The sequence below is a fragment of the Yersinia alsatica genome (assembly GCF_902170305.1).
Lineage (GTDB): Bacteria > Pseudomonadota > Gammaproteobacteria > Enterobacterales > Enterobacteriaceae > Yersinia > Yersinia alsatica.
In genome coordinates this window covers 13,569-27,035 of sequence record NZ_CABHWW010000013.1, presented here as the reverse complement: position 1 = coordinate 27,035, position 13,467 = coordinate 13,569, and the positions used below count along the sequence as shown (strand labels likewise).

Below are 13,467 nucleotides of genomic sequence, written 5' to 3'. Positions count from 1 at the left end.
TATGCTGCCGCGCTTGTTGATATTGCGGCAACGCAAAGAGCGCCGGTTGCGTCGGCAATTGATGGAACTGCGCCGGATATATCAGCAACAGCAACAACAAATGATCGATTTCCGCCAACAACGTCAGCAGTTATGTCTGCAATTACAACAGATTACAGACTGGCGCGGTAAGTTACTTCCTGATCAGGCCAATGAGCAAAGAGCTTTGCAGCATAAGGTTTATCAGGCGGAGCGAGAGCTGAAAAAGTCACTCTGTGAATTGGCAGAGCAGCAGTTGCAACAGCAGGTAGCCATTGAATCACAACAGACGCTGTTAAGGATTAATCAGCGGGAACAGGAAAAAATACGGATGCTAATAAAAAATGAGACGAATCGATATTGAGGGAGCATTACCGCCGCTAGGCGAGCGCTACTTTAAGGAGAGTCAGCCGCAATACTTAGGTAATGAAAAGCAAAAACAGCAGTTTGCTCGCTATCTGACGGCTCATTCATCTGCGATGCCGGAGGCGGCCGGTGCCGTTGCCAGTACCGGGGGCGATGGCTTGATGCAGGCGGAATATCACCTGGTCAGTGGGCCGCTACGCGGGGCTAAGATCCATGTCAGTTTAGCCGCCAATGGCTTGCATATTGTGCTCAGTCATACCAGCCGTGAACTGATCGACCGTGTGCAGCGGATGCAAGCGCGCTGGCAGCGGCAACTACATCAATTGGGTTTTCCTTGTTTACTGGAGGTGACTCATGTTGGGGATGTTATCGGCTGAGCTACGCCAACTCAGTACAGTGATAGGTTGTGGGCGAAATAATGCTGATATTTCAGCCACCTTGATGCAGGTTGATGGGGCGGGTGTTTATTTACCATTGCACTATAGGGCACCGGGAAACACCGCCACAGAGTGCGGTTTTTGGTTATCCCAATCTTGTTGGAATAGCTGGCTGACATCTTCATTGGCTACCGATGACCATCATTTTCTGGCCCCCGAATTGGTGACCGCTATGGCCCATTGGGCCGCCAGCCCACTATTAACCGTGCTACCGGAACTGACCATTGACGACCCCGCACCACGGGCCATGACGCTATTGAATCAATGGGCGGTGGTGCTGACTTTCGAGCTGGAGGGGCAGCAACTCCGCGGCGTGTTGTTTGGCTGGCCACTGACGGCATTAGCCGAAACTTTGTCTCATTGGTGCAGCGAGCCAGCTCCCGAGCATAACTTACTGTGGCAAGCCGGTTTAGTGGTGGGGTGGAGCCGTTTGTCTCTACATCAGTTGCAGCAAATCAGGCCGGGGGATGGGGTCCGAATCAGTTCAGCGGCTGAATTAGACCAACAGCGTTGTTGGCTATGGCAAATGGCGTCACCACAGATTTACATCAAGTTAGAGGATGGAAATAAAATGACAATTCAACAAGTTAATGACGATATTGATCAACTGTTGGAACTGGACGTAGCTGCTAGGCCTCAAGCATCACAGGTCGTGAGGCTTGAGGATTTACCGCAAACATTGGTGATGGAAATTGGTCGTCTAACTCTGCCCCTGAGAGATATTAAACAGCTTGCCGTCGGCCAAACATTGGCGTGCCAAACTCACTGCTACGGCGAAGTGAATATTCGGTTGCAGGGGCAACCAGTAGGGAGTGGCAGTTTGTTGAGCTGTGATGGGGAGTTGGTGGTGAGGATAGAACAGTGGTTTAGCCATACCCCATGACTTTGGATCAATACTCGAAATCTGTTTCCTGAATTTTTGAAAGATAACGGGTATTGATGTTATTGGGGTCATGACCCGATACCGGAAAAGGATGAGTGGATAAATACTATCGATATTCTTTTTACTAAACAGGCCGGCCTTTTGCGGAACCGCTTATGGAGCTATTGAACTCGTCCTCTCAATTGATTGTCCTGCTTTTCTTTCTGTCACTCCTGCCGCTGCTGATGGTGATGGGAACATCATTTCTCAAGCTATCGATTGTCTTTTCATTACTGCGCAATGCGCTGGGTGTTCAGCAAGTTCCCCCCAATATTGCCATTTACGGTTTGGCGTTAGTGTTGACCATTTTTATCATGGCTCCGGTCGGATTGGATGTGCATGCCCGGCTTCAGGATGAGCCACTACCGACTGAAATCGGCCCTTTGCTACACCATATTGATGAGCATGCTCTGGGGCCATATCGTGATTTTTTACAACGTAATACCGATGCCGAACAGGCCAGTTTTTTCAACGATATAGTCCAAACCAAATGGCCTGAGCGCTACCGAGACACCATCAAATCAAATTCACTGCTGATATTAATGCCCGCGTTTACCCTGAGCCAACTGACTGAAGCCTTTAAAATCGGCTTGCTGCTCTATCTGCCTTTTGTGGCAATTGATTTGATTGTTTCCAATATTTTGCTGGCTATGGGCATGATGATGGTCTCCCCCATTACTATTTCGCTGCCATTTAAGTTATTAATTTTTATATTGATTGATGGCTGGGGATTGCTACTGGGGCAACTGGTGGGATCTTATTTATGAATCATCATCAGAGGGCACATCAATGAGTAATGCCATTGTTGTTCATCTGGCGACCCAACTTTTGTGGATTGTTTTGCTGCTATCAATGCCAGTGGTGCTGGTGGCATCGGTAGTCGGGTTAGTCGTCAGTTTGTTGCAGGCGCTGACCCAAATACAAGATCAGACATTGCAGTTTTTGATTAAATTGCTGGCGGTATCAGCCACGTTATTGGTGACTTATCACTGGATGGGCTCGACATTGCTGAATTACACCCAGCAGACCTTTTTACAAATCACCAGTATGCGGTCTTGATATGCATGATTCTCTGCATTGGTTAGGTGCTTTGGCGCTGGCGATGATGCGCCCATATGGCATGTTATTGATATTGCCTCTGTTTACCGCCCGCAGCTTGGGCAGCAGCCTATTACGAAATAGCCTGGTTTTTGCCATTGCTCTGCCCGTCACGCCGCTGTTTTTCAGTGCTTCATTGATGCCCCAAGATAGTCTCACCACATGGTTCTGGTTACTTTGCATGGAGTTATTGATTGGAGTGATGATTGGCTTTGTCGCCGCATTACCTTTTTGGGCCATTGATATGGCGGGCTTCCTGATTGACACCTTGCGCGGTGCCACGATGTCCACCTTGTTTAACCCCAGTATGGGGATGGAATCCTCGATTTTTGGTGTGTTGTTTACCCAACTCCTTACGGTACTGTTTCTGATCTCTGGCGGGTTCAATCTGGTACTGGCAGCACTCTACGGCTCTTATAGCATTTTGCCCGCAGGCAGTGGCATTCAGCCCTCACCGGCAATGCTGCATTTTCTACAAAGTGAATGGCAACTGATGTATGAGCTGTGCCTCAACTTTGCATTACCCGCGCTATTGGTGATGGTGCTAGCGGATTTAGCTTTAGGATTAATCAATCGCTCGTCCCAACAACTGAATGTTTTCTTTCTGGCGATGCCGATTAAAAGTGCATTGGCGCTGTTTCTGCTCGTGATTAGTTTGCCCTACGCCCTACACCACTATTTGGTCGGTATTAATCAGACCGAACAGAAGATAAGTGCCCTTATCCCACTGATAAATGAGGTTGCTGATGAGCGGAGAGAGCAGTGAAAAGAATGAAAAACCTACCGCTAAACGCCTCAAGGAAGCTCGGGAAAAAGGGCAGGTAATCAAGAGTGTTGAGATAACCTCTGGGATACAATTGCTGGTGCTGGTGGCTTACTTCCTCCTGACGGGCTACACCCTAATTGATCAGGCATCAGCACTCATTCGTAGTTCCATTGCTCAATTACAACAACCCATTGTCATGGCATTAGCGCGGATTGGCACACAGTGCATGGCGGTATTTATCCATATTATGGGGATACTGGGAGGGGCGCTGGTTTTAATGACTATTCTTTCCGGTATTGCGCAGGTCGGGCCATTATTAGCCACCAAAGCCGTGGAGTTTAAAGGCGAGCACATTAATCCAATCAATAATGCCAAGCAGCTTTTTTCACTACACAGTTTATTTGAGCTGAGTAAATCTTTACTGAAAGTGGGGGTGTTAACCCTGATTTTTGGTTATTTATTAATACATTACGCCCCTTCTTTTGGTTATTTGGCTTATTGCGGCAGTATTTGTGCTATTCCGGTATTTACCACATTAATGAGTTGGATTTTGGGGGCATTGATTGCCTGTTATGTGGTTTTCTCCCTGATGGATTATAGCTTTCAGCGCTATAACACCATGAAACAATTAAAAATGTCTCATGAAGAAGTCAAAAGGGAGCACAAAGACAGCGATGGCGATCCACATATCAAACAGAAACGGCGGCAGTTGCAGCAGGAGGTGCAAAGTGGCAGCTTCGCTAAAAATGTCCAACGTTCCACCGCCGTGGTGCGTAATCCCACCCATTTTGCAGTTTGCCTGTTTTATCATCCCGATGATGCGCCCCTGCCGATAGTGATTGAAAAAGGTCAAGGAGAGCGGGCTGCATTGATTGTTAAATTGGCGGAGCAGCAGGGTATTCCGGTGGTTGAAAATATTACGCTGGCGCGCGCATTACACCGCGATGTGGATTGCGGCAATACTATTCCAGAACCTTTATTTGAGCCCGTTGCTGCCATCTTGCGCATGGCAATGGCGCTGGATTATCAAGCATCAGATGATGATGAACCCTCATGATAGGCGACAAAGCACTATCCGCAGTAAATTCGGCCCTCCTTGGTTAACTTTTGATTAACACATTTCGCGCCATTGAATAGATAATTGGCTTATTATAATTAGGTCTATTTCCCCGTCGCCGCGTAAACCCCGGTATCGCACGTGACAACACACATTTTGGAGGTGTCAGTGTGAGCTGGCAGATGTTTAAGTCGCAATATTTGATACGTTTTTGGGCCCCGCTGCCTGCGGTCATTGCCGCCGGTATTTTATCGACCTATTACTTTGGTTTGACCGGCACTTTTTGGGCTGTTACCGGCGAGTTCACTCGCTGGGGTGGCCATCTGATGCAGCTGTTTGGCGCGCATCCGCAGGAGTGGGGTTACTTTAAAGTTATCGGGCTGGAAGGGACGCCATTGGATCGCATCGACGGCATGATGATCATTGGCATGTTTGCTGGATGCATTGCTGCGGCGCTGTGGGCCAACAATGTGAAGCTGCGTAAACCCCAGCACGGTATTCGCATCGCCCAAGCACTGGTTGGCGGCATTATTGCCGGTTTTGGTGCTCGGTTGGCAATGGGGTGTAATTTGGCGGCCTTCTTTACGGGGATTCCGCAATTTTCACTGCATGCATGGTTTTTCGCACTGGCGACCGCTGCGGGCTCCTACTTTGGCGCCAAATTTACCCTGTTACCGCTGTTTCGTATCCCGGTGAAATTACAAAAAGTGACAGCGGCTTCGCCTCTGACACAGCATACCGCCAGGGCTGCGCGTCGTTTTCGTCTCGGCATGGTGGTATTTTTTCTGGCGCTGAGCTGGTCACTGATTGAGTTATTCCGCCACCCAAAACTGGGCATTGCTATGCTGTGCGGCATTGGTTTTGGCGTGCTGATTGAGCGGGCACAGATTTGCTTTACCTCCGCGTTCCGTGACCTGTGGATAACCGGGCGCACTCATATGGCCAAGGCCATTATTCTGGGGATGGCGGCCAGTGCGATTGGCATTTTCAGTTATGTTCAACTGGGCGTGGCACCTAAGATTTTATGGGCTGGGCCAAATGCGGTCATTGGTGGTTTGCTGTTTGGTTTTGGGATTGTGCTGGCGGGGGGCTGTGAAACCGGCTGGATGTACCGCGCGGTAGAAGGGCAAATTCACTATTGGTGGGTAGGGTTGGGTAACATTATTGGTGCGACCCTGCTGGCATATTACTGGGATGATTTTGCCCCAACGCTGGCGACCCATTATGACAAGGTTAATCTGTTGGAAACCTTCGGGCCAATGGGGGGATTGTTAGTGACTTACCTGATGCTAGCCATCGCCTTTGCTGCCATGTTGTGGTGGGAAAAGCACTTCTTCCGCAAACAGAAAACAACCGCATCAACACTGGCTAAGGAGCCATCATGAGCAACACTTCATCGACTAATCATTCGCCAGCTGGCACTGCTATTGTGCCTGATTACCGGTTGGATATGGTGGGCGAACCTTGCCCATACCCTGCGGTGGCGACACTGGAAGCGATGCCGCAATTGAAACCCGGTGAAATTCTGGAAGTGATCAGTGATTGCCCACAATCCATCAATAATATCCCGCTGGATGCCCGAAATTACGGCTATACCGTGCTCGATATTCAGCAGGATGGCCCGACGATCCGCTATCTGATTCAGCGCTAAAATGGATAGGGCGTAATCCTAAGATGTTTAGTTCGAGTTCAACCAAATAAATAATACCGGGGCCATTAGCGTTATCTTCTGGATAATACTGATGGCCCACTCAAGTCTAGTTTGCCGTCGTCGTGGCTCGGGCCGGTGCTGCGGTGGCCAGTGAAACGCCCGATGCGCGGAGGCGTTTTAAGATACTGTATAACAACGAACTTTTGGTGTTGCTGACCATGCGTGGACTTGGCACCAAACCGGTGACACTGAGCACAATACCATCCGGGCTTAACTGGCTGAATTTCACCGACGGTTCTGGCGTCTCCAATATTGACTCATGCTCTTTATAAGCCTCTATCAGCAGCGATTGCGCCAGTTCAATATCTAAATCCAGCGGGAAGGTTAGGGCAATGGTCACCACCCCTTGGGCATTGGCCATGGTGGCGTTGCGCACATTCTGAGAAATTAATTGAGAGTTCGGCACAATGACTGTCGAGCGGTCACTGAGCTGAATTTCGGTGGCGCGAACATTTATGCGGCGAATATCTCCCTCAACACCACTGATACTGATCAAATCCCCCACTTTGACTGGTCGCTCGGTCAGCAAAATAATGCCGGAAATAAAGTTCTTCACAATCTCTTGTAAGCCAAAGCCGATGCCCACTGACAGGGCACTGACAATCCAGGCTAATTTATTCCACTGAATACCCAGCACCGATAAGGTCAACAGAATGACCAACACATAGCCGATATTACTGAATAGCGTTACCGCCGAGGTTTTTATGCCAGAATCCATTTGGGTTTTTGGCAGGAATTCATGACTTAGCCAACGACGCGCCGCTTTCAGCACATATAACCCGACCAGCAAACAAATCACTGAATTCAGTAAATTGGCTGGAACAATATTCAATTCTTCCAACCCTTCACCACTTAATAGCCCGACGGCCTTTTGTAGCAGTGAAATGGGGGTGGTAGAGCCAAAAGTGCCATCAAGCAGAGCAAGAATAGCCAGCGATATCAGCAATACTTTACTGGTGGCAGATAATAATGTGGCGGCTTGTGACAAATGACGATCGTCAATATTCAGTGACTGTTTAATCGCCTTACCGGCACGGCTGGTGGGTGAAAAAATACTCTCGGCTAAATCAACACACAGGTGGGTCAGTAAATACAAACAGGAGAGAACCAAACAGCTCCATACCAGTTTATAACTCAAGAATTTTGCCAGTGAGATATAGCCCATCAACAGTGACACTAATATGGCGAGTGCCGTCATGCCGATAGCGAAATGAATCAACCCGGCTAGTGTGGAATAGGCCTCGGGTTTTTCACCATTTGCCACCAAATTACGCCGTATTCGGTTGGCCCGTAAGGGAATAATGGCCGCAGTGAGTGCCATTAACATTGCCGATATACCGTTACCAAAAATGGTTCCTGACACGCTGACATTGATCATATTGTTCATCTGATCAATCGCACCAAAAATCATAATGCAGCTGGCTAATAGCGGTGGAAATAATTTCAGTGAGGCAGCGACTTCATCAGCAATAGCGGGCAATCGCCATGAGGGGCGCTGATTCGATAAAAATGCTCGCCCAAGACCGGCCACCAGTGCAGAGAAAAACATTAACTGAACAAAAACCTGCGAAAAGTTCATCACTACCGGTGATGTATCCGGCATGCGGGTGAAAGTCTGAGTGATGCACTGAGCCACTGTGACAGTAATCAACACGGTATAAAGCGTGGTTGCCGAAGCCATAAAACTGCGGCGCAATGGGCCGGGCGGCAGACATTTGGTACAGAACCAGGCGGTCAGGCTGTCGAGGAACTTAAAGCCAAAGATACTGATAGACAGCGCCAGTAGCAGATATATTGTGGTGCCAAAACGCCACTCTGGCTCCCAGGCAGCACTCCAAGCATCACTCAGTTCTTGAATAAAATCTTTCAGCCGCCGATCGTCATCTGGATTGGGACTAATGATGGGGGCCCAGAAATTGGCACCCAGAATACTGCCGGAGTTTAGGGCGATTTGGGTCTTTAATGCCGAATGGCGCAAGGCGATAATTTGCGTTGCCAGATTTTCTGCATTGGTCTTGATGGCCTGAGCTTGGTCATTCTGACCATCCAACTGGACTTTACGGGTATTCAATACTCGGCGCTGTTGCGCCACTACCGGGGTTTCAGCCAATGATCCAGCCGCAGGCGGCGGGCCTAAAACATCCAACTGGGTTTGCAGTTGCTCTCGCTTGGGTTTCAGATCTTCAAGCAGTATATCGGCATCCCGAACCAGTGCCAACGATGTCTCTTTTAATGCATTCAATTCGTTATCAGATGTACTGACAGAAACATTCTGCTTTAGTTTATCTAATTGTTTTTGCAGGGTAATTAATTGTACTGACACCGCAGGTTTTGCTGGTGCGTCACTGTTTTCTGTCGCGGAATCTGAGGAGGTCGCCGCAAAAACAGCGCCCGTTGTTGAGGCAAAAATAAGTGTGATTAGCAGAAATGTTAGCCGCAGAGATGCTCGTGTCGGGCATGTTCGTAGCAAAAATTGTAGGGGATCATATCGCCGTGAAACCAAGTACCCATTCTTTTCCATAAAACCTATCAGCCCCAAAGTGAGTGCCACAATAAACCCGTTAATAAGTAGAGGTATGCCGTTAAGCCTAGCAGAAAGCTATTGTGGCACAGACGCTGAGCGACGGAATAATCTTACTCTGATAATTACTATCTTAAATTTAATAAGAAAGATAATAATTATCATTGTAATTAATACTCTCATTTAATAAATTGTGCGCTGCACTTATGGACCCACGATATGTGGCTCGCAGACAACAGAATTTGCGCTGCGGAAATAGCATGGACGCTGATTAATCACCATCTATTTTATATGCCTATACCCTTCTTACTTGCCGCCAACCAATAACGGCACGTTCTTTGGGGATAATTATCTGGGGAAGATAACTATGTTCTCGGCTTTTTTAATAAAGCGTTCTGCTGTTTTGTGCTCACTGGCTATTTTTATTCCATTCGCTTCAATGGCTGACGATACGATAGAAGTCACCGCCAAAGCCGGTCAGGCAGCTGATTTACCCACTTCAGGCTACACCGCCAAAACTACCAAAGGGGCAACCAAAACCGACCAGCCGTTAATTCTGACAGCGCAGTCGGTGTCGGTAATTACCCGTCAGCAAATGGATGATCAAAATGTGGCGACGGTTAACCAGGCGCTGAATTATACGCCCGGTGTATTCACTGGTTTTTCTGGCGGCGCAACCCGTTATGACACTGTCGCTTTGCGCGGTTTCCATGGCGGGGATGTGAACAATACCTTCCTTGATGGCCTGCGACTGCTCAGTGATGGCGGCAGTTATAATGTGTTACAGGTCGATCCGTGGTTTCTTGAGCGCATTGACGTGATCAAAGGCCCGTCCTCGGCATTGTATGGTCAAAGTATCCCCGGTGGCGTAGTGATGATGACATCCAAGCGCCCGCAATTTGCCTCTGAAGGCCACTTCCGTCTGACGGCGGGTAATCACAATACGCAAGATGTCGCCTTTGATTATACCGATGCGATTTCCGAGCATTGGGCATTTCGCCTGACCGGTATCACGCGCAACAGTGACACCATGTATGACCATCAGCGTGAAGAGCGCTATGCGATTGCTCCATCATTGTTGTGGCAGCCAGATGAAAATACCTCATTATTATTGCGCGCAAATTTGCAAAAAGACCCCTCTGGTGGTTATCACAGTGCGGTTCCTGCGGATGGCAGTATTTATGGGCAGAAGTTAAGTCGCGGTTTCTTTGATGGCGAAACTAACCACAATGTGTTTAAACGTTGGCAGCAAATCTACAGTTCCGAATTTGCGCACCAGTTCGATGAAGTCTGGTCTTTCCGGCAAAATGCCAGCTATACCCACTCTAATAGTCAGTTAGAACAGGTTTATCAGGGGGGCTGGAATAGCGATCGCACGCTGATGAACCGCTATTACTCTGGTGAAGATTCCTCACTCAATGCATTTGCGGTGGATAACCAATTGCAGGCCAATTTTGCGACGGCGGTAGTCGAGCATAAGGTGATGTTGGGGGGCGACTTCCAGAAGTTCCGCAATAATCTGCGTAGCGACAGCGCGTTTGCCACCACATTGAATCCTTACACCGGTATTTCTGGCGGCAGTACGCTGTACCGCGATTATCTGCTGACAACCCCTGGCATCAATTCATCCTATTTAAGTCGCCGTTATGAGCAGAGTGGCATTTATTTGCAAGATGAAATGAAGTGGGATAATTGGCATCTGAATTTGTCCGGCCGTTATGATCGAATGAAAACGGAAAATATTAATAAGACTGCCAATACCAGTGATGAGCGTACGGATAAACACGCCAGTGGGCGCGCTTCATTACTGTATAGCTTCGATAGCGGTATTTCACCCTACGTCAGTTACAGCCAAGCCATCACGCCAAGTCTATTCCCAGATGCACAGCAAAAACTGCTGAAACCGATGACCAGCGAGCAGTATGAAGTGGGTATCAAGTATCAGCCACCGGGCAGTTCTTCACTCTATTCCGCCGCGTTATACGACCTGACACAGAATGATGTGGCAAACCGTGCCGTTCCGGCGACCTATTATGTGCCAGCAGGTAAGGTGAATTCACAGGGGCTGGAGTTGGAAGCGCGCAGCCAGATTAACGACCGTTTAAGTGTGATTGCGGGCTACACCTATAACCGCGTGAAATTCAAAGATGCTATTGATGGTAATGATGGCAATACGCCGGTGTTAGCGCCGTCAAATATGGCGTCACTGTGGGCGCAATATGAGGCGGGCTACGGCATTAATGTTGGTGCAGGTATCCGTTATATTGGCAAGCAGTGGGCCGATGATGCTAATACCTTACGTGTGCCTTCTTATACGCTGGGCGATGCTTCGGTTCGCGCCGATTTGGGCACTTGGGCAGCATCACTGAAGGGGGCATTCGTCCAATTGAATGTAAATAATATTACCGATAAGAAATACGTTGCGGCCTGTTACAGCACTTCTTACTGCTACTGGGGGGCAGAGCGCTCGGTACAGGCGACAGTAGGTTATGACTTCTAATGCATTAGTATCAAAACATTAATTACCTAACCCGCTATATAGCGGGTTTATTATTTAAATAAAAAATAAAATAAAAACATACTAATTAAAAAAGGAACACTATAATTGGAATCATTATAAGATGATTCTGTACCTATAAATTAATTAATATCAAGCTAGCATTTTCACAATGAATAATAATTCACATCCATTGGAGAGGACAGATTTTCGTGAAAATATTAAAGCAGATTTACAATATTGAGGTGTCTTATGGTAAATACTCAAATAGATGGGGGGATATTGGATATTGATGCTATTTATAGACAGTTTCCCATTCTCAAACAACAGTTAAATGGTCATCCATTAGTTTATTTAGATAATGCATCTTCCTGTCCAAAAATCACAGGTGGTCATTGATGCAATAACAAAATGTTATAGCGAATATTATGCAAATGCACATCGGGGAGTCGATACATTCACCCAACTCGCACCCACAGAGTTAGAACAAGTTAGAGAACAAGTGCGGTTGTTTCTTAATGCTCAGTCGGTAGATGAAATAGTTTTTACTCAAGGAACAACAGAGGCTATTAATTTAGTGGCGGCAAGTTGGGGGAAGACATATTTGCATGCAGGTGATGAAATCTTGATTTCGGCTCTGGAGCCTCACAGTAATATTATCCCGTGGCAACAGCTATGCCGAGAGGTTGGCGCGCAGCTAAAAATTCTGCCGGTAGATAACAATGGGATATTACAGACCGGTTTTCTTGAACAATTACTGAGTCATCGCACGCGGATTTTAGCACTTTCTCATGTCTCAAATGTGCTGGGTACCATCAATCCAGTAGTGGCTATTATTCAAGCAGTAAGGGCATACGACAAAAGGCATTGGGGCAAAAAAGAAGAAACATAGTACTGATTGATGGTGCCCAGGCAGTGCCTCATATCGCCATTGATGTGCAAGAGCTAGATTCAGATTTTTATGTCTTCTCTGGCCATAAAGTTTATGGGCCTACGGGTATTGGCGTGTTGTATGGTCGCAGCAATATTCTGCGGAATATGCCGCCATGGCAATGTGGTGGTGGAATGGTGGCAGATGTTAACTTTGAACAATCTACTTTTGTTGACCCTCCACGGCGCTTTGAGGCTGGCACTGCAAATATTGCTGGAATCATCGGATTGGGGGCCGCTATTACCTGGCTGCAAGAGCTTGGGATTAAAGCTATTGCCCAGCATGAACAAAAATTACTAGATTATCTTACGCAGCAGCTTTCCTTATTGCCTGCTATTTATATTTTAGGTCAATCACCGATAAAAGCCGCAGTTGTCAGTTTTATTGCCGAAGGTATTCCCGCGCGAGTTATTGGCCTGGCACTCGATAAGGCCGGAATTGCCGTTCAGGTCGGTCGTCATTGTGCTCAGCCATTAATGGCTTTCTTTGGCGTCAATGAAACCGTCAGAGTTTCATTTGCGGTGTATAACACTCTGGACGATATTGATTTCTTTATATCCGCGCTAAATAAGATAGTGAAGCAATATTAATTTGTGCTCACTATTTCCACTCTCAGATCTAGTTGATAAGAAAAAAATTGAACCTTATTAGAGCCAACTTCCTCAGTAGCACCATATTGGCAAGCTAATGAGGAATAATAGTCGTAAAACTGAGCTGCCCGCTCTAAGGATAAAGTAATAACACGAGACTCTTTATTTGAATGGGCAGCCCGTTTTTGTCCATCAAGTCACATTTAGCGCCAAAATGGGCGGCTGTAATCTCGTTTGATGTCATCACGGCTTAGGCCAATGTCCTTTAGTTGAGCTGAACTCAATCGCTCCAGTGTATAGGCTGTTTTACGCCGTTCATTCCATTGATATGCACATCTGTATGCTTTTCCCCACAATCGAATAAAAATATTGCGGCGTTTTTTTACAGCCTGCATGGTTGACGAACAGCATTCATCTATTTGATTTTCAATTATATTATTCATTATGACTCCTCGTCAGTCGCTGAGTCATTAGAATGAAGCTTTGGCGTAAAACATTACAGATGCAAATTAGGACTATTATTTCCATACAGATGTGAGATATATGAACTGAA

Annotated in this window: 14 protein-coding genes; 12 read left to right on the top strand and 2 right to left on the bottom strand. The window is 47.2% G+C overall.

Annotation, left to right across the window (positions count from 1 at the left end):
* Position 1 precedes the first annotated feature (1 nt).
* The 9 genes from FTA96_RS09365 to yedF all read left to right on the top strand — a co-directional run bounded on the left by FTA96_RS09365 (position 2) and on the right by yedF (position 6,315).
* Positions 2–382: a type III secretion protein gene (locus FTA96_RS09365; RefSeq protein ID WP_134957255.1), complete on the top strand. Its 381-nt coding sequence runs from the start codon at positions 2–4 to the stop codon at positions 380–382.
* Complete coding sequence (locus FTA96_RS09360; RefSeq protein WP_050110527.1) at positions 363–761, top strand: hypothetical protein; 399 nt, start codon at positions 363–365, stop codon at positions 759–761. The genes FTA96_RS09365 and FTA96_RS09360 overlap by 20 nt, the downstream gene beginning before the upstream one ends.
* Complete coding sequence (locus FTA96_RS09355) at positions 739–1,704, top strand: YscQ/HrcQ family type III secretion apparatus protein (protein WP_050110526.1); 966 nt, start codon at positions 739–741, stop codon at positions 1,702–1,704. The genes FTA96_RS09360 and FTA96_RS09355 overlap by 23 nt, the downstream gene beginning before the upstream one ends.
* 155 nt (positions 1,705–1,859) lie before the next feature.
* Positions 1,860–2,510 carry a type III secretion system export apparatus subunit SctR gene (gene sctR, locus FTA96_RS09350; RefSeq protein ID WP_050110525.1) on the top strand — a complete coding sequence of 217 codons (651 nt, stop codon included), beginning with the start codon at positions 1,860–1,862 and terminating at the stop codon, positions 2,508–2,510.
* 22 nt (positions 2,511–2,532) lie between these two features.
* Positions 2,533–2,802 (top strand): EscS/YscS/HrcS family type III secretion system export apparatus protein, encoded by a 270-nt coding sequence (locus tag FTA96_RS09345; protein ID WP_004706952.1) that lies wholly within the window; start codon positions 2,533–2,535, stop codon positions 2,800–2,802.
* A 1-nt stretch (position 2,803) separates the two neighbouring features.
* Positions 2,804–3,607, top strand: a complete 804-nt coding sequence (gene sctT / locus FTA96_RS09340) for a type III secretion system export apparatus subunit SctT (protein ID WP_050110524.1) — start codon at positions 2,804–2,806, stop codon at positions 3,605–3,607.
* Entirely contained in the window at positions 3,588–4,664 is a 1,077-nt protein-coding gene (locus tag FTA96_RS09335) for an EscU/YscU/HrcU family type III secretion system export apparatus switch protein (RefSeq protein ID WP_145506436.1), read from the top strand. Before sctT ends, FTA96_RS09335 begins: the two co-directional genes overlap by 20 nt.
* Positions 4,665–4,834: 170 nt before the next feature.
* Positions 4,835–6,049 carry a selenium metabolism membrane protein YedE/FdhT gene (gene yedE / locus FTA96_RS09330; protein WP_145573679.1) on the top strand — a complete coding sequence of 405 codons (1,215 nt, stop codon included), beginning with the start codon at positions 4,835–4,837 and terminating at the stop codon, positions 6,047–6,049.
* Entirely contained in the window at positions 6,046–6,315 is a 270-nt protein-coding gene (yedF, locus tag FTA96_RS09325) for a sulfurtransferase-like selenium metabolism protein YedF (protein ID WP_050110521.1), read from the top strand. The genes yedE and yedF overlap by 4 nt, the downstream gene beginning before the upstream one ends.
* A gap of 106 nt (positions 6,316–6,421) precedes the next feature.
* Here yedF and FTA96_RS09320 read toward each other — a convergent pair whose 3' ends face one another.
* Positions 6,422–8,926 (bottom strand): DUF3772 domain-containing protein, encoded by a 2,505-nt coding sequence (locus tag FTA96_RS09320; RefSeq protein WP_186372866.1) that lies wholly within the window; start codon positions 8,924–8,926, stop codon positions 6,422–6,424.
* A gap of 337 nt (positions 8,927–9,263) precedes the next feature.
* Here FTA96_RS09320 and FTA96_RS09315 point away from each other — a divergent pair, with 337 nt between their 5' ends.
* The 3 genes from FTA96_RS09315 (at position 9,264) to FTA96_RS23480 (ending at position 12,914) form a co-directional block, all read left to right on the top strand.
* A complete protein-coding gene (locus tag FTA96_RS09315) occupies positions 9,264–11,396 on the top strand; it encodes a TonB-dependent siderophore receptor (RefSeq protein ID WP_145573675.1) in 2,133 nt (710 codons plus the stop codon).
* Positions 11,397–11,754: 358 nt separating this feature from the next.
* The gene (locus tag FTA96_RS23485; RefSeq protein WP_235897466.1) at positions 11,755–12,285 is read left to right on the top strand and encodes an aminotransferase class V-fold PLP-dependent enzyme; all 531 of its coding nucleotides are present in this window, start codon (positions 11,755–11,757) and stop codon (positions 12,283–12,285) included.
* 23 nt (positions 12,286–12,308) lie between these two features.
* A complete protein-coding gene (locus tag FTA96_RS23480) occupies positions 12,309–12,914 on the top strand; it encodes an aminotransferase class V-fold PLP-dependent enzyme (RefSeq protein ID WP_235897464.1) in 606 nt (201 codons plus the stop codon).
* A 203-nt stretch (positions 12,915–13,117) separates the two neighbouring features.
* Here the strand turns inward: FTA96_RS23480 and FTA96_RS09305 are convergent, their stop codons facing one another.
* Positions 13,118–13,357, bottom strand: coding sequence for a DUF1127 domain-containing protein (locus FTA96_RS09305; protein ID WP_050110518.1), 240 nt, complete (start codon positions 13,355–13,357; stop codon positions 13,118–13,120).
* Positions 13,358–13,467 lie beyond the last annotated feature (110 nt).

What these genes read in the sequence shown, in the direction of transcription:
- FTA96_RS09355 (WP_050110526.1), top strand. Translation starts at nt 739, where the DNA reads ATGTTGGGGATGTTATCGGCTGAGCTACGCCAACTCAGTACAGTGATA.
- FTA96_RS09305 (WP_050110518.1), bottom strand. Translation starts at nt 13,357, where the DNA reads ATGAATAATATAATTGAAAATCAAATAGATGAATGCTGTTCGTCAACC.
- sctR (WP_050110525.1), top strand. Translation starts at nt 1,860, where the DNA reads ATGGAGCTATTGAACTCGTCCTCTCAATTGATTGTCCTGCTTTTCTTT.
- yedF (WP_050110521.1), top strand. Translation starts at nt 6,046, where the DNA reads ATGAGCAACACTTCATCGACTAATCATTCGCCAGCTGGCACTGCTATT.
- FTA96_RS09345 (WP_004706952.1), top strand. Translation starts at nt 2,533, where the DNA reads ATGAGTAATGCCATTGTTGTTCATCTGGCGACCCAACTTTTGTGGATT.
- FTA96_RS09315 (WP_145573675.1), top strand. Translation starts at nt 9,264, where the DNA reads ATGTTCTCGGCTTTTTTAATAAAGCGTTCTGCTGTTTTGTGCTCACTG.
- FTA96_RS09365 (WP_134957255.1), top strand. Translation starts at nt 2, where the DNA reads ATGCTGCCGCGCTTGTTGATATTGCGGCAACGCAAAGAGCGCCGGTTG.
- sctT (WP_050110524.1), top strand. Translation starts at nt 2,804, where the DNA reads ATGCATGATTCTCTGCATTGGTTAGGTGCTTTGGCGCTGGCGATGATG.
- FTA96_RS09360 (WP_050110527.1), top strand. Translation starts at nt 363, where the DNA reads ATGAGACGAATCGATATTGAGGGAGCATTACCGCCGCTAGGCGAGCGC.
- FTA96_RS09335 (WP_145506436.1), top strand. Translation starts at nt 3,588, where the DNA reads ATGAGCGGAGAGAGCAGTGAAAAGAATGAAAAACCTACCGCTAAACGC.
- FTA96_RS23485 (WP_235897466.1), top strand. Translation starts at nt 11,755, where the DNA reads ATGCATCTTCCTGTCCAAAAATCACAGGTGGTCATTGATGCAATAACA.